The 16,360-nt window shown below is 30.4% G+C and carries 17 protein-coding genes; all 17 read left to right on the top strand.

Translation table 11 applies throughout. The features are described 5' to 3' along the window. Nucleotides 1-63 precede the first annotated feature (63 nt). Nucleotides 64-1,302 carry a C40 family peptidase gene (locus JWF52_RS14445; RefSeq protein WP_208334245.1) on the top strand — a complete coding sequence of 413 codons (1,239 nt, stop codon included), beginning with the start codon at nucleotides 64-66 and terminating at the stop codon, nucleotides 1,300-1,302. 124 nt (nucleotides 1,303-1,426) lie between these two features. Further along, entirely contained in the window at nucleotides 1,427-2,398 is a 972-nt protein-coding gene (locus JWF52_RS14440) for a hypothetical protein (RefSeq protein WP_208334244.1), read from the top strand. Nucleotides 2,399-2,554: 156 nt separating this feature from the next. Then, nucleotides 2,555-3,877 (top strand): electron transport complex subunit RsxC, encoded by a 1,323-nt coding sequence (gene rsxC / locus JWF52_RS14435; RefSeq protein ID WP_208334243.1) that lies wholly within the window; start codon nucleotides 2,555-2,557, stop codon nucleotides 3,875-3,877. Nucleotides 3,878-3,898: 21 nt separating this feature from the next. After that, the gene (locus JWF52_RS14430; protein WP_208334242.1) at nucleotides 3,899-4,879 is read left to right on the top strand and encodes an RnfABCDGE type electron transport complex subunit D; all 981 of its coding nucleotides are present in this window, start codon (nucleotides 3,899-3,901) and stop codon (nucleotides 4,877-4,879) included. After that, complete coding sequence (locus JWF52_RS14425; protein ID WP_208334241.1) at nucleotides 4,879-5,448, top strand: RnfABCDGE type electron transport complex subunit G; 570 nt, start codon at nucleotides 4,879-4,881, stop codon at nucleotides 5,446-5,448. Before JWF52_RS14430 ends, JWF52_RS14425 begins: the two co-directional genes overlap by 1 nt. 3 nt (nucleotides 5,449-5,451) lie before the next feature. Next, a complete protein-coding gene (gene rsxE, locus JWF52_RS14420; RefSeq protein WP_208334240.1) occupies nucleotides 5,452-6,045 on the top strand; it encodes an electron transport complex subunit RsxE in 594 nt (197 codons plus the stop codon). A 12-nt stretch (nucleotides 6,046-6,057) separates the two neighbouring features. Further along, nucleotides 6,058-6,633 (top strand): electron transport complex subunit RsxA, encoded by a 576-nt coding sequence (gene rsxA / locus JWF52_RS14415; RefSeq protein ID WP_208334239.1) that lies wholly within the window; start codon nucleotides 6,058-6,060, stop codon nucleotides 6,631-6,633. A gap of 19 nt (nucleotides 6,634-6,652) precedes the next feature. Next, on the top strand, nucleotides 6,653-7,624 hold the full coding sequence (locus tag JWF52_RS14410; protein WP_208334238.1) for an RnfABCDGE type electron transport complex subunit B: 972 nt from the start codon (nucleotides 6,653-6,655) through the stop codon (nucleotides 7,622-7,624). Between the two features lie 301 nt (nucleotides 7,625-7,925). Further along, nucleotides 7,926-8,519 (top strand): Maf family protein, encoded by a 594-nt coding sequence (locus tag JWF52_RS14405; RefSeq protein ID WP_208334237.1) that lies wholly within the window; start codon nucleotides 7,926-7,928, stop codon nucleotides 8,517-8,519. Next, nucleotides 8,509-8,919 carry a UPF0758 domain-containing protein gene (locus JWF52_RS19760; RefSeq protein WP_353654953.1) on the top strand — a complete coding sequence of 137 codons (411 nt, stop codon included), beginning with the start codon at nucleotides 8,509-8,511 and terminating at the stop codon, nucleotides 8,917-8,919. Before JWF52_RS14405 ends, JWF52_RS19760 begins: the two co-directional genes overlap by 11 nt. Beyond that, nucleotides 8,892-9,212, top strand: a complete 321-nt coding sequence (radC, locus tag JWF52_RS19755; RefSeq protein WP_353654952.1) for a RadC family protein — start codon at nucleotides 8,892-8,894, stop codon at nucleotides 9,210-9,212. Before JWF52_RS19760 ends, radC begins: the two co-directional genes overlap by 28 nt. A gap of 65 nt (nucleotides 9,213-9,277) precedes the next feature. Continuing rightward, the gene (locus JWF52_RS14395; RefSeq protein ID WP_353654951.1) at nucleotides 9,278-10,306 is read left to right on the top strand and encodes a rod shape-determining protein; all 1,029 of its coding nucleotides are present in this window, start codon (nucleotides 9,278-9,280) and stop codon (nucleotides 10,304-10,306) included. Nucleotides 10,307-10,325: 19 nt separating this feature from the next. Continuing rightward, nucleotides 10,326-11,210 carry a rod shape-determining protein MreC gene (gene mreC, locus JWF52_RS14390; protein WP_286184184.1) on the top strand — a complete coding sequence of 295 codons (885 nt, stop codon included), beginning with the start codon at nucleotides 10,326-10,328 and terminating at the stop codon, nucleotides 11,208-11,210. 15 nt (nucleotides 11,211-11,225) lie between these two features. Further along, on the top strand, nucleotides 11,226-11,714 hold the full coding sequence (mreD, locus tag JWF52_RS14385) for a rod shape-determining protein MreD (protein WP_208334236.1): 489 nt from the start codon (nucleotides 11,226-11,228) through the stop codon (nucleotides 11,712-11,714). Nucleotides 11,715-11,724: 10 nt separating this feature from the next. Then, nucleotides 11,725-14,787 carry a penicillin-binding transpeptidase domain-containing protein gene (locus tag JWF52_RS14380; protein ID WP_208334235.1) on the top strand — a complete coding sequence of 1,021 codons (3,063 nt, stop codon included), beginning with the start codon at nucleotides 11,725-11,727 and terminating at the stop codon, nucleotides 14,785-14,787. A 59-nt stretch (nucleotides 14,788-14,846) separates the two neighbouring features. After that, nucleotides 14,847-15,527: a septum site-determining protein MinC gene (locus tag JWF52_RS14375; protein WP_208334234.1), complete on the top strand. Its 681-nt coding sequence runs from the start codon at nucleotides 14,847-14,849 to the stop codon at nucleotides 15,525-15,527. 29 nt (nucleotides 15,528-15,556) lie between these two features. Continuing rightward, nucleotides 15,557-16,354 (top strand): septum site-determining protein MinD, encoded by a 798-nt coding sequence (gene minD / locus JWF52_RS14370; protein WP_208334233.1) that lies wholly within the window; start codon nucleotides 15,557-15,559, stop codon nucleotides 16,352-16,354. Nucleotides 16,355-16,360 lie beyond the last annotated feature (6 nt).

Below are 16,360 nucleotides of genomic sequence, written 5' to 3'. Positions count from 1 at the left end.
CCAATAAAAATGGATAATAATGTAATAAAAATATAAAGTATAATATAAAGGGGGACCTTGAGTATGGTTAAAAAGTTAGTTGCAACTTTAGGGATAAGCGCTATGGCCATTTCTATAAATGCTATAGAAGCAAGCGCGATGGAAGCAGGAACTATAACTACAAGTGTATTAAATATAAGAAGTGGACCGAGTACAAATAATTCGATAATTGATAAAGCTTATAAAGATCAAAATATAGAAATATTAGAATCGAGCAATGGATGGCATAAAGTTAAGTTACCTAATGGTAAAATAGGTTGGGCAAGTGGACAGTATATATCTAAAGGAACTAATAGTAGCTCTACTAATACATCACTTCAAGGAAAAAAAGGAAAAATCTCTGCAAGTCCAAGACTAAATATAAGAAGTGGAACAGGGGTTAATTATTCAATAGTAGGAAAAGCTAATAATGGAGAGATAGTAGAACTATTAGAAAAATCTAGTAATGGGTGGTTTAAAGTAAAAATGTCAAATGGAGTAATTGGATGGGGAAGCAGTAGTTATATAGTAGAAACTAATCAATCATCTAATGATTCGAATACAAATACGCAAGAACCATCAACTTCTACACCTATTCGAGGTAAAAGAGGTAAAATAAAGGCTAATCCAAGACTAAATATAAGAAGTGGAGCAGGTACTACTTATTCAGTAATAGGAAATGCTAATAATGGAGATATAGTTGATTTACTAGAGAAATCCAGTAATGGATGGTATAAAATAAAATTACAAAATGGAATAGTAGGATGGGGAAGTGGTGACTATATAGTAGAAACTACAGAATCATCAAATGATAATTCAAGTAATAATAGCAATAACAACAATAATAATAACAACAATAATAACAATAATAACAACGATAATACACAACAACCTCCATCTTCTATAGACAAAAGTGCTGTTGTAAATCTTGCATATGGATTGATGGGTAAACAATATAAATGGGGAGCTGAAGGACCGGATAGTTTTGACTGTTCAGGATTTACTCAATATGTTTATAAGCAAGCAGGAGGAAAAAATATACCAAGGGTATCTAGAGATCAAGCTAGATACGGAACAGCTGTTTCTAGAGAAAATTACGCTCCGGGAGACTTAGTAACTTTTGATACTGATGGTAATGGTGAAGTTAACCATGTAGGTATATATGTTGGAAATAATGAATTTATACATTGCAGTGGAACTCCAAATAAACCAGAGAAAGTAAAAATTGATAATCTAGGGTCATCATACTGGTCAAAGGTACTTAAAGGTGTAAGAAGATTTTAATTAAATAAACTGTGAAACTACATTAGAATATTATATTTTAATGTAGTTTTTTTTATATTTATTCATAAATTCTAATTCTTAAAAATATATATTATTAAGAATATTTTAGGGGGGGGACAAACTAATGAATAAGAGAAGAACAATATACAGAGGATTTAATAAAAGACGTAAGACAAGAGTTATTAAAATAGCGGCTATTGGTATGAGTATATGTTTGATAGGGGGATATGCATATATAAAAGCTAAAGATATGAAAGTATTTACAAAATTAAGTAGTAAAGTATCATTACTAACTGATAAAATACCATCTTTTAGTTTAGATAATTTTAAATTTGAAAAGCCTAAAGTTACTAGTTCTGGTGATATATCTAAAGAATTAGAAGCTATTCAAAAGGAAAAAAGTAAAGAAGTAGAAAATAAAAATGAAAAAGTTGAAAAACAAAGTCAATCAGAAGTAAGCGAAGATATTAAATTAGCAATTATAGAAGGATGGAATTTACATACAGTTCAAGTTGCTTCAGTAGAAAATGATAATGATATTCCTAAAATAGAAAAGCAATTAACTGATAATAAAATACCGTTTTCAGTAGTAGAAATAGATGGGTTAAAAAAAGTACAAACATATGCATTTTTTGATCAAGAAAGTACACGAAGTCATATGGATGAAGTTAAAAAAGTATTCCCAGATGCATTTTTATCTCAAATGAAAGTTCCTTTGTTATCATTAGAATATACTAATAAATATTCATATGTAGAAGACATATCAAAACAATTAAATAATTTAATTTCTAATTTTAAAGAAGAGTCTAAATTCTGGGCATCAAATAAAGAAAAAGTGGATTTATCAGAGTATAACAATATATTAACAAGTAGAAGGAAAATAATAGAAGATATTAAGAAGGAAACTGATAAAATAGACTATTCAAATATGGATGTATTTAAACAAAATTTAGTTAAATATTTAAATGATATGGATGAAAAAATTACGATGGCATCAAAGGCTGCTAATGAACAAAACTATTATGTAAGTGAAAGTTTATACTTATCATCTATGCAAGGATATTTCTCATTTATAAACTCTATAAATAAGGCTTAGAAAAGGTTGTTTTTTAACAGCCTTTTTTCTTTAAATAATTAAATGAAATAATTGAAAGATGGATAAAATTTTAACAATAGTTAAGTTTTACCAATATGTATAGTATACTTATATAAATAGAATAAATTTATTTTATCTATAATAAGGGGGCAAAAAATGAAATTATTAACTTTTAAAGGAGGAACACATCCTCCAGAAAAAAAGGATTATTCAAGTCAAAAACCACTTCAAAAGGCAGACAATCCTAAAATCGTATATATACCACTACAACAACATATAGGTGCTCCTGCTAAAGCTATTGTAAATGTAGGAGATCAAGTAAAGATGGGGCAAAAGATAGGTGAACAGCAAGGATTTGTTTCTTGTAATGTACATTCTTCAGTATCTGGAAAAGTTATAGGAATAAAAGAGCATGAACTTCCTGGAGGCCATGGTGTATGTATAGCTATAGAAAACGATTTCAAGGAAGAGTTACATGAGAGTATAAAACCTAAAGGAGAACTAGAAAACCTAACAAAAGAAGATATAGTAAATATTGTAAAAGAGGCAGGAATTGTTGGTATGGGGGGAGCAACATTCCCTACTCATGTAAAAATATCACCACCACCAGATAAAAAAATTGATGCAGTAATACTAAATGGGGCAGAATGCGAACCATACTTAACGGCAGATCACAGACTTATGTTAGAAAATCCAGAAGATGTTTTATTTGGGCTTAAAGTACTAATGAAAGCCTTAGATGTTAAAAAAGGATATGTGGCAGTAGAAAATAATAAGCCAGATGCATTAGAAATATTGCAAAAATCCGCTCAAAAATATGAAGATATTGATATTATAGGACTTCAAGTAAAGTACCCACAGGGAGCAGAAAAACAACTTATTTATGCTTGTACAGGAAGAGAAGTACCATCAGGTGGCTTACCTATGGATGCAGGTGCAGTGGTTAATAATGTTGCAACAGCTGCTCAAATTGCAAGGACAATACAAACTGGGTTGCCATTAATAGATAGAATTACAACAATAACAGGAAGTTGTATAAAAGAACCTAAAAATCTTGTAGTCAAAGTTGGTACTTTAGTATCAGAGATAATAGAACAATGCGCAGGATTAAAAGAAGGTAAAAAAGTAGGCAAATTTATAATGGGTGGGCCTATGATGGGGATAGCTCAGTATACAATGAACATTCCTGTAAATAAAGGATCGTCAGGAATATTATGTTTAGATGAAGAAGAGTCAAAAACTCCAAAACAACAAAATTGTTTAAGATGTGGAAGATGTGTGGATGTATGTCCAGCATTTTTACAACCACTTTACATAAGTGCACATTCACTAAAAAATGATTTTGAAAAAGCTGGCGAGTGCAGAGCTCTAGATTGTATAGAGTGTGGATCATGTTCATTTGTATGCCCAGCAAGAAGGCAATTACTTCAATCAATAAGAAATGCTAAAAGAGAAATAATAGCAAGTAAAAGGAAATAATGGAGATTAGGGGGACAGTTTATGGATAATAAGTTTATAGTATCATCTTCTCCTCACGTGAGAAGTAGTGAAGATACCTCGTATATAATGAAACAAGTTATAATAGCGCTTACACCAGCTGCATTAGCAGGTTTATACTTTTTCAGATTAAATGCATTAAGTGTCATGTTTTTCTGTATACTTGGCGCAGTGGGATCAGAATATTTATATCAAAAAATAAGTAAGCAAGAAAGTACAATAGGAGATTACTCAGCAGTAGTTACAGGTTTATTACTAGCTTTTAATGTTCCTGCATCACTTCCATGGTGGATGTGTTTAATGGGGTCTGCTTTTGCAATAATAGTAGTTAAAATGGTATTTGGAGGAATAGGTCATAACTTTATGAATCCAGCCTTAGCAGCTAGAATTTTCTTATTAGCATCTTTTCCAGTTGCAATGACTGCATGGACTAAAACAGGTGTTAACTGGATAGGTTCTACAGATTTAGATGCAATAACTACAGCTACACCTCTTAGTTTTTTAAAAGAAGGTCCAGCAGGTTTATCTGCTCTTTATGATAGTGGAACAAACTTGACGGATATGATTATAGGTAATATAGGAGGATGTATTGGAGAGACATCAGCAATACTTATAATAATAGGTGGAGCTTATTTGATTTATAAAGGCATAATAAATTATGTAATACCTCTATTTTACATATTAACAGTACTAATATTATCCTTTGTATTAGGTGGATTTAGTATTGAATTTGCAATGTATCAATTATTTGCAGGAGGTTTTATGATAGGAGCATTTTTTATGCTAACGGACTATACTACTTCTCCTATGACAATAAAAGGGCAGATAATTTATGCAGTTCTAGCTGGTCTTATAACAACTGTAATAAGATTATATGGAGGATACCCCGAAGGAGTATCATACTCAATAGTAATAGTTAATGTAATTACTCCTCTTATAGATAAATATGTTAAAAATAGAGTCTTTGGGGAGGTATCTAAATAATGAAAAATATAGTTAAGTTAGGAATTACTTTATTTATTATTTGTGCAGTAGCAGCATTAGCTCTTGGAATAACTAATGATGTTACAGCCCCAATTATAGAGGATAGAAATATACAAGCTAACAATGAATCAAGAAAAATAGTATTAGAAAGTGCAAAAGAATTTAAATTAATAGATAATCTAAAAAGTGAATTAGTAGAAGAAGTATACGAAGGAAGTAATGGATCTGATATAGTAGGATATACAATGAAAACTAAGCCTAAGGGATATGGCGGGGAAATGGAAGTTATAGTTGGTATATCTATAGATGGGAAGATAACAGGTGTTAATATAGGAACTAACTCTGAAACTCCTGGACTTGGATCTAAAGCATCAGAACCAGAATTTAAAAATCAATATAATGATAAATCAACAGATAATCAAATAAATGTAGTAAAAGGAAAAGCTTCAGGCGAATCAGATATAGTTGCAATATCTGGAGCAACTATATCATCTAAAGCTGTAACGTCTGGAGTTAATGCTGCAATAGACTTATTTAATGAAGAACTAAGTAATAAGGAGGGAAAATAAGCTATGAAGTTAGGAAAAGTATTTAAAAATGGATTGATAAATGAAAATCCAGTACTCGTTCAAGTTATAGGAATGTGTCCTACTCTAGCTGTAACAACATCAGCTATGAATGGCTTAGGCATGGGACTCTCCACAACTGCAGTTTTAGTTTGTTCTAATATAGTAATATCTTTAATGAGAAAAATAATACCAGATAAAATAAGAATACCTTCATTTATAGTAGTTATAGCTACTTTTGTTACAATTGTAGGAATGCTTTTAAAAGCCTTTCTTCCTGCTCTTGATAAAGCACTTGGCTTATTTATACCTTTAATAGTTGTTAACTGTTTAATATTAGCTAGAGCAGAGAGCTTTGCTTCAAAGAATGGTCCTTTAGAATCAGCAGTAGATGGTTTAGGTATGGGATTTGGATTTAGTTTATCTCTTACAGTATTAGGGATAATAAGAGAAATTCTTGGAAGCGGTAGTATATTTGGATTTAGCTTATTTGGAGCGTCTTTTGAGCCAATATTATTATTTATATTACCACCAGGGGCATTTTTAACATTAGGATTTTTATTAGCCGGATTTAATAAAATAAAAAATAAAAAAGCATAAGGAGGGAAGCAAATGAAGTTAATACTTTTATTTTTAAGTATAGTTTTAGTTAACAACGTTATAATGTCTCAGTTTATGGGAATATGTCCTTTCTTAGGAGTATCTAAAAAGGTAGATACTGCAGTTGGAATGGGATTTGCAGTTACTTTTGTTTTAACATTAGCATCAGTAATAACATACTTTATACAAAATTTACTAGAAGTGACAGGGAATGAATTTTTACAAACAATAGCTTTTATATTAGTAATAGCATCTATAGTTCAGTTTGTTGAAATGGTAATCCAAAAAATGAGTCCATCGCTATATCAAGCACTAGGTGTTTTTCTACCTTTAATAACTACAAACTGCGCAGTATTAGGTATAGCATTAGTTAATGTTCAAGAAGGTTATAGCTTAGTGGAAACTATAGTAAATGGATTTGGAGCGGGAGTAGGATTTACATTAGCAATAGTTTTATTTGCTGGAATAAGAGAAAGATTAGAGTTATCTGACATACCAGAATCGTTTAAAGGGTTTCCTATAACTTTAATATCAGCAAGTTTAATGTCTATGGCTTTTTTAGGATTTGCAGGCCTTATAAATTTATAAACAGGGGAGGGAGAAGTAAGTGTCTATAATTAGTTCAATTGCAGTGTTAGGTGGCTTAGGTCTGACCTTCGGAGCGATTTTAGCATATGCTTCAAAAAAGTTTGCAGTAGAAATAGATGAGAGAGTAGAAAAAATTATGGCAGTTCTTCCAGGTGCAAACTGTGGAGGATGTGGATTTCCTGGATGCGGAGGTTTGGCAAGTGCTATAGTAAATGGAGATGCTCCTGTAAATGGATGCCCAGTAGGTGGAGCAGATTGTACATCTAAAATAGGAGAAATAATGGGTATTAGTGCAGATGTCTCAGAGAAGAAAGTTGCAAAAGTAATTTGTAAAGGTAACTGCAAAACTTCAAAAGATAAGTACAAATACGAAGGAATATCAGATTGTAGAGCTGCTGCAACCTTAAATTCAGGTGCTAAGTCTTGTGAATTTGGATGTTTAGGACTAGGAACATGTAAAGATGTATGTAAGTTTGATGCTATAACTATAATAGATAATATAGCTGTAATAGATGAAGAAAAATGTGTTATGTGTGGAAAGTGCATAGAAGTCTGTCCAAAGAAAGTAATATCTATAAAACCTTTTAACCAAGATATAGTAGTTGAATGTAATAGTAAAGATTTTGGTAAGGCTGTTAAGGAAAAATGTAGTGTAGGGTGTATAGGATGTGGAATTTGCTATAAATCTTGCAAATTTGATGCAATAGAATTTGAAAATAAAATTGCAAAGATAAATTATGATAAATGTGTGGGTTGTATGGTGTGCGTTGAAAAATGCCCAACAAAAGTTATAAAAGGAAATATAAATAAAAGACAAAAAGTAAAAATTGATGAATCTCTTTGTATAGGTTGTACAATTTGTAAGAAACAATGTAAATTTGATGCAATAAGCGGTGAATTGAAAGAAAAGCACATAATTGATAAAGATAAGTGTGTAGGATGTCATTTATGTATTCAAAAATGCCCTAAAAAGGCTATTAAAACTATATAATATGGATAAGATAAAGGTATGGATTTTCCATACCTTTTTTTATATATAGGTATTATAAATATATAAATTGAGCAATAATTAAATATATATGGATTATACTGGGAATTAAACTTAAATTTATATTTTTAAATGTATATTAAAATTATAAAACCAAAATTATTAAAGCTTTACAAAAAACTGCAATTAAATGCGGAAAAATAACAATAGTGTAATAAAAACGTTCGACATTTGTGTTGAATTTTTTACAATATAATGATAGACTAAATAAGTACAAATTCTAAGTAACAAATGAGGTGAATAAATGAATATAATCTTAGCATCAGCATCTCCTAGAAGGAAGGAAATTCTAGGTAATACAAAGGTCAAATTTGACGTAATAAAAAGTGAAATAGACGAGGTTATATTAGAAGAAGAAGCACCTACACAAGCAGTTATGAGGCTTGCGTTTGAGAAGTGTATAGATATAGCATCTAAGAATAAAAATAGCTTAGTTATAGGCGCAGATACTATTGTAGTTTTAGATAATACTATATTAGGAAAGCCTAAGGATAAAGAAGATGCAATTGATATGATAGAAAGATTATCAGGCAGATGGCATCAAGTTATAACAGGAATAAGTCTAATAAATTTAGATGCAGATAAAAAAATAATTGATTATGTAGTTAGTAATGTTAAGTTTAAAGAATTATCACATGAGGACATAATAGATTATATACAAACTAATGAATCTTTAGATAAGGCAGGAGCTTATGGGATTCAGGGATATGGAGCATTATTAGTTGAAGAAATTCAAGGTGATTACTTTAATATAGTAGGACTTCCCATATCTAGGCTAAGTGATTTATTAAAGAAACATTTTAGTATAAATCTTTTTATGGAGGGTGATGAAGCTTAAAATGCCTTTGAATTTACAAATGACAGTAAAAGAAATGGCAGCTGATGAAAGACCTAGAGAAAAAATGCTTGCAAAAGGAGAAAAAAGTTTATCCAATGCAGAATTATTAGCAATTTTACTTAGGACAGGCACAAAACATAAAAATGCTATTGAATTAGCTAACTATATTATAAGTAAGGATTTACAAGGATTAAGATATCTACAAGATATGACTATAGAAGAATTATGTGAAATAGACGGAATAGGACTATCTAAGGCAACCATGATAAAGGCGGCACTAGAATTAGGCATTAGAGTTGCAAGTGTTAAACCGAAGACATACAAGGTGAAAAATCCTTGGGATATATATAAGTATTATATGGACAGTTTAAGATATCAAAAAAAGAGGTTTTTAAGGTAGTTCTTTTAAATACAAAAAATGAAATAATATCGGATATAGATGTATCTATAGGAACTCTAAATTCATCATTGGTTCATCCGAGAGAAGTATTTAGAGAAGCGATAAAAAGAAGTACAAATAAAATAATTCTAATGCATAACCATCCATCGGGAAGTGTAGAGCCTTCTAAAGAAGATAAAAATATTACTTCAAGGCTTATAAAATGTGGAGAAATAATAGGTATTGAAGTTATTGACCATATAATAATAGGAGATGGATTATACTTTAGTTTTAAAGAAAATATGATAATTTGATTTGATAGAGTGGAAGGAGCAACAAAATGGCTAAGGAAAAAAAAGAGAAAAAAGGATTCATGTCTATGCTTGGATTAAAGAAGATGACTAAGGATATGGGTATAGATTTAGGTACAGCAAATACATTAGTTTATATAAAAGGGCAAGGAATAGTAGTAAGAGAACCATCTGTTGTAGCAATAAGAGATGATAGTAAAGAAGTTTTAGCAGTTGGAGAAGAAGCTAAAAGAATGATAGGTAGAACACCAGGTAATATAGTAGCTATAAGACCTATGAAAGATGGGGTTATAGCTGATTTTGATGTTACTCAATCAATGCTTAGTTACTTTATACAAAAGGCTGCAGCTAAAAAAGGAGTTGTAAGTCCAAGAATAGCAATATGTGTTCCATTTGGAGTTACAGAAGTTGAAAAGAGAGCTATAGAAGAAGCTGCAAGACAAGCAGGAGCTAGAGATGCTTATCTTATAGAAGAGCCAATGGCGGCAGCTATAGGAGCTGGATTAAGAGTTGAGGAACCAGAAGGTAATATGGTAGTAGATATCGGTGGAGGTACTACAGAAATAGCTATAATATCTTTAGGTGGTATAGTTACTGCAAAATCTATCAGAATAGGTGGAGATGAGTTTGATGAGTCTATAGTAAGTTATGTTAAAAAAGAATATAACTTAGCTATAGGTGAAAGAACAGCAGAAGACGTTAAGATAAATATAGGTTCAACTTTCAAAGATGACCAAGAAACTAATATGCAAATAAGAGGTAGAGATTTAATATCAGGTCTTCCTAAAACAGTAGAAATAAATTCTACAGAAGTTAGAGGTGCTTTAAAAGAACCAATAAACTCAATAGTAGATGCAATAAAATCAACTTTAGAAAAAACACCACCAGAATTAGCATCAGATATAATGGAAAATGGAATAATGCTAACTGGAGGGGGAGCATTACTTAGAGGCCTTGATAAGTTAGTTAAGCAGGAAACAGGAATGCCAGTACAAATAGCTGAAGACCCACTAGATTGTGTTGCCTTAGGAACAGGAAAATCAGTTGAAGATCAAGAAATATTTGAAAAAGTATTAATGATGAACGCTAGAAAGTAATTAAAAGTTGGTGATACCTTTGAGATTCGATAAGAATAGAAAAGATAAAAAGAGGATTAACATTAAAGTGATAGCAACTGGGGTAGTTGCTATCACTTTAATTGGAATTGTAGGAATATCAATAGGCAAATTTGCTGGCCAAAATCCTGTTGGGCCAGGAAAAGTATTGGATGGAATAACAGCAATAGAAGGAAATTTAAATAAAAGTTTTGTATTTTTACAAGACAATTTCAAAGAATTATTAAATTACAAAAAAAATGCTAATGAATTAGAAAGTATGAAAAAAGAAAACGATGACTTAAAGAAAGAAATAATAGCATTAAACAATAAAATATCAGATACACAGTCACTAGAAAGTTTAAAAAAATCTTTGAATTTTATAGACGAGTCTTATAAAGCTAAAAGCATATCAGCAAGTGTTGTAGGTAAAAATGATGGGAACTGGTATAACAGTTTTGTAATAGGAGCTGGAAAAAAACAAGGTGTAAAAAAAGATAGTATTGTAATGAATGGAAGTGGATTAGTTGGTAAAGTATATGAAGTTTCTGATAACTACAGTAAAGCAATTTCTTTATTAGATACTAAATCATCAGTTAGTTTTAAACTAAAAGATACCAACGCTAAAGGTGTTATAACTCAAAATTCAACATTAGAAGATAAGGAAAATTATAAAAATAAAGGTCAATTACATGGATACATGTTTGAGACAACGGATAAAGTTTTACCAGGGGATGTGCTAGTAACATCAGGTTTAGGACTATACCCAGAAGGTATACCTGTAGGTGAAGTGGATAAAGTAATAGATGACAAAAATAAATCTATGAAATTTGTAATTGTAAAACCTTATGCAGATTTTAAAAATATAGATGACGTTACTATTATAGAACCGAGAAATATAGGATAAAGGAGACTAATGATTATGAAAAGAGTTTTACTTTGTCTTTTGGGGATATTATTAGTGATAATAGAAAATAGCATTACAAATTATATAGATATATTCGGTATGAGTTTTAATATAGTTATTATATATATGACTATTATAGCACTATACTTAGATGAATTAGAAGTCGGTATTATAGGCGCTATAATTGGTTTAGTGAAAGATATAACTGTTGGAGCTATATTTGGAGTTAATGGACTTATTTTATTTGCAATAGCTTATGGAATTAGTCATTTAAAAAATAAAATTTATAAAGAAAGTAATATTACTATATTTGCACTAGTATTTATAACTAGCTTATTTGACTCTATGGTAAATATTGCAACAGCTAGTCAAGTATATAATACTTATGGAATAGTGACAATGATTTCTAAGGGAATTTTAGTTGCACCATTGTGTAATAGTTTACTTAGTGTAGTTTTATATAACATGTCAAAAAAATATATATTAAAACTTAAAGAAGATTAGTGGTGATTTCATGGAAGAAAATAAAAAAACAGATAGATTATCCATAATGAGAAATATCATACTAGTAGCGTTCGTTGTAATATTATGTAAGATAGTATTTATGACAACATTTAAATATGATCATTATACTCAACTAGCAGAAAATAAAACTTACAAAGAGCTTCCTATAAAAGCTCCTAGGGGAGAAATAAGGGATAGGTATGGAAGGTTACTAGCAGGAAATAAAAACTTATTTACTATTCAAGTATCAGGTAATGGAATCAATAAAGTTAATGATAAAAAAGAGTCTATGGCAAATGACATATCATTAAAGCTTATAAATTTATTAGAAGACAATAATGAAGAGTATATAGATGAATTTCCTATATATATAGAAAATGGAAAATATTTTTATACTTTCGATAGAAATATTAGGAACTTTAAAAAAGATAATAATATACCTCTTGATTTAAATGCTAAAGAAAGTTTTTACTATTTAGTTGATAGATTAATCAATGAAGGTGTATTGACTCAAGAAGATAGAAAACTAGAGGTAAGCAAACTTCAAAAAAAATTAAATGAAAATGGATACTATCCTCCTATTCTTGTTAGTAAATGGTTATTTACAGAAGAAAAAAATAAACAAGATTGGATACAAAGTTATAAAATAGAAAGTAGTAATATAAATGCAAAAGAAGCATTCAAAAAAATTAGAGAGTATTATGAAATAGATAAAAAAGTTAAAAAATACTCTGAAAAAGATAAAAAAAATATGATAGTTTATGAAAGAAATGAAGATATATACGATAAAGAGGCAAGAAAGATACTAGTTGTAAGAGATCTTATAAAATCTCAAGGCTACTCACAATACAACCCAGTAACTATAGCTAAGGATATAAGTGAAGAAACTATAGCTAAAATAGAAGAAAATGCTATGGATCTTCCAGGGGTATCAGTTGCAATAGAGCCTGTAAGGGATTATCCAAATGGAAATTTAGCTTCTCATACTTTAGGACATATGGGTAAAATGCCATCAAATGATGAAGCATCATACCTAAAGAGAGAAGAAGGAAAAAAATACTCTAAAGGTGATACTGTTGGTATATCAGGAATAGAAAAAAATTATGAAGAACAGCTACGTGGTGTAGATGGATATAAAAAAGTACAAGTTGATGCTTTAGGTAGAGTAACTAAGGAACTTGAAGTGTCAGAACCTCAGTCTGGAGATACGGTATATTTAAGTGTAGATAAAGACTTACAAGAAGTAGCAGAAGACGTATTAAAAAGAACAATAGATGTAGCTAGAACAGGTGGAACATTTAAAAGTGAATTTGGAGATAAAAGTTTTTCAAAGACAGCACCAAATGCAAAATCAGGTGCGGTTATGGCTATAGATGTAAAAACTGGGGATGTATTAGCAATGGCTAGTTATCCAAACTATGATCCGAATAAATTTGTAAATGGTATATCATATGAAGATTTTGAAGCTCTTCAACCTAAAAATAAAAATGATGTATTAGCACCAAATCCTCAAGTTAACTTAGCTACTCAAGGTGTATTCCAACCAGGATCTACATTTAAGATGGTAACGGGAATGGCTGCAATAGATAATGGGTTAAGTCCAAATTATACAATACAAGATACAGGTGTTACGTATCTTTCTAAAGGTAAAAATAGTAGACCTTTTGCCGATTATATATGGCATAAATCTAGACGTAATCATGGTTCTACTAACCTTTATAAAGCGATTCAAGAATCTTGTAATATTTATTTTTATAGCATAGGTTCTGGTAAAAATAGAGGTATAGGAGCAGACCCTGATGTAAAGATAGGACCTAACGATATATTAGAATATGCTAAGTTATTTGGTTTAAATGATTATACAGGATTAAATACTGAAATAGATGAAAGAAAAGGTAAAGTACCAAGTATAGAGGCTAAATTAAATTCAGCAAAAGCTTTACTTAGAGCGTTCCTTGACAAAGAAATGGCAAATGCATTTACTGATATAAGTAAGGCAAAAGACGAAGAAAAATATGAAGAAAGAATAGAAGAAATAGTTAATTGGGCAGATGAAGAAAAAACTATTGATAGACTTGAAGGAATAAAAAGATTAACTAAATTAAATGTTAAGAAAGACAAGGTAGTTTACTTTGCAGATAAAATAGTGTATGATCATTTAAAGTTTGCTAAATGGAGTACTGCAGATACATTCAACCTTGCAATAGGTCAGGGAGAAAATCAATATACTCCAGCACAAATGGCAAGATATGTGGCTGCAATAGCAAATGGAGGAGACTTAGTAGACTTATCTGTAATAGATAGGGTTATATCAAGTGATTATTCATCAGTGGATATAGATGAAAATGGTAAAGAAAAAATACCATTTAAAAATAGTGAAAAGCTAAAAGATTTAACTGAGGGTATGAAAAGAGTTACAACTCAAAGCTCAACTAAGAACTTGTTTACTAATTTCCCAGTAAGTGTGGCTGCTAAAACGGGTACTGCTGAAAAGAGTGGTAAAATACCTACTGAAAATGACTATGAATATTTACTAAGCCATATGGGAGCTTATGGAGTATCAACGGAAGATGCAATTAAGCTATCTAATAAATTAAAATCAGAAAGAGAAAAAGAACTATCAAAAGAAAAAGAAGAAGAGATAAAAGTGGAATTAAAAGATAAAAAACTAGATGATGACAAGAGGAAAGAATTAGAAGAAGAATTAAAAGATGGAGTTAAAGTTAAGCTAGAAGATACTGATAAAATTAATTCTGCTTATCTAAAAAAAGCTATAAAGGAATTAAATCCTAAAATAACTGATGAAAAAATAGATTCATATAAGCAAAGCTATGCAGCTTTTGCATGGAGTGTAGGATTTGCTCCAGCAGATAACCCTGAAATTGCAGTAGTAACTATGATACCTCAAGGTAATGAAAGTGTATACGCAATGTTACCTATAAGAGAGTTAATAGGAACTTATATGGGCTTAGGAAAAGATAAGACAAAAGTTGATGAAAATAATTCTAATGAGCAAAAAAATGAGGCATCTAATAAAGAAAATATAAATTTCGTTTCACAAATGAAAAAATAAGAGGAATTAAGATTTTTTTGAAGAATATATAATATTGATATATCACTCTGGAGGTTGTTATGTCTTTGATAGATTTTGAAGCCAAAGAACTAGTAGAGTTCAAAGGCAGTAAAAGAGGGATAATAGTAAACATTAAAAGAGTAGCGTCTTTTGATGATATAAAACAAGCTATAATAGATAGACTAGAATCGTCTATAGGTTTTTTCAATGGGGCTAGAATTTGTGAGATTAACAGTGAATGTCTAAGTGATATACAAATTATAAATATAAAAGACGATATATCATCTAGATTTGATGTAGAGTTTGTTGGAGACGATGAAAATAAAATGATTAAAAGTTTTCAAACTAGATATGTAAACAACTTAAGATCTGGAGAAAATATTGAATTTGATGGCGATATAATTGTAATGACGGATATGAAATCAGGATCACAGGTAAGCTCAACTTCGAATGTAGTAATTATGGGTGATGTAAGTTCTGGAGCCCGAGTTGTAGCCCATGGTAATGTTATAGTAATGGGTAGTGTTAAAGGTTTTATACATGCAGGAGCAACTGGAAATGAAAATGCATATGCTGTTGCCAATAATCTTAATGCTAAAGTATTACAGATTGCAGGTAATATAGCTGAAGCACCAGATGATGAGAACTATGAAGAAGAAAAAGCAAATGTCCCAGAAATAGCCCTAGTAAGTAATGGCAGAATAATAATAGAAAGTTACTTACCTAAAATAATAAAATAATAAGGATGAATCCATAGGGGGGTAGTATTATGAGCGAAGTTATAGTTATAACATCTGGTAAGGGTGGAGTTGGAAAAACTACTACCGCGGCAAACTTAGGAACTGCTCTAAGCTTGGAAAATAAAAAAACAGTTATAGTGGATGCAGATATTGGACTTAGAAACTTAGATGTAGTTATGGGTCTTGAAAATAGAATCGTATACGATATAGTAGACGTAGTGGAAGAAACATGTAGACTTAAACAAGCATTAATAAAAGATAAAAGATTTGATAACCTTTATTTATTACCTGCTGCTCAAACAAGAGATAAAAATGCAGTAAGTGTAGAACAAATGTCGAATTTATGTGAAAAACTTAAAGAGTCATTTGATTATGTACTAATAGACTGTCCAGCAGGCATAGAGCAAGGATTTAAAAATGCTGTTGCTGGGGCTGATAGAGCAATAGTTGTAACAAATCCAGAAGTATCAGCGGTAAGAGATGCAGATAGAATTATAGGATTATTAGAAGCAAACGAAATTAAAGATATTAGATTAGTTATAAATAGAATAAGACAAGATATGGTTAGACGTGGAGATATGATGAATAAACAAGACATAATAGAGATATTAGCTATTGATTTAATAGGTCTTGTTCCAGATGATGAAAGTATCATAGTATCTACCAATAAGGGAGAGCCTGCTATACTTGATTCTAAATCTAGTGCAGGACAAGCTTATAAAGATGTAGCTAAAAGAATATTAGGACAAGATATACCAATGATGGAATTAGAATCTGAAAGTAATATCTTCAGTAAAATTAAGAAAATATTTGGTATGGCCAAGTAGTAAAGG

It is taken from the genome of Clostridium sp. CCUG 7971 (genome assembly GCF_017590215.1).
Taxonomy (GTDB): domain Bacteria; phylum Bacillota; class Clostridia; order Peptostreptococcales; family Peptostreptococcaceae; genus Faecalimicrobium.
Note: the sequence above shows the minus strand (reverse complement) of the source record. Positions and strands in the feature narration are given on the sequence as shown.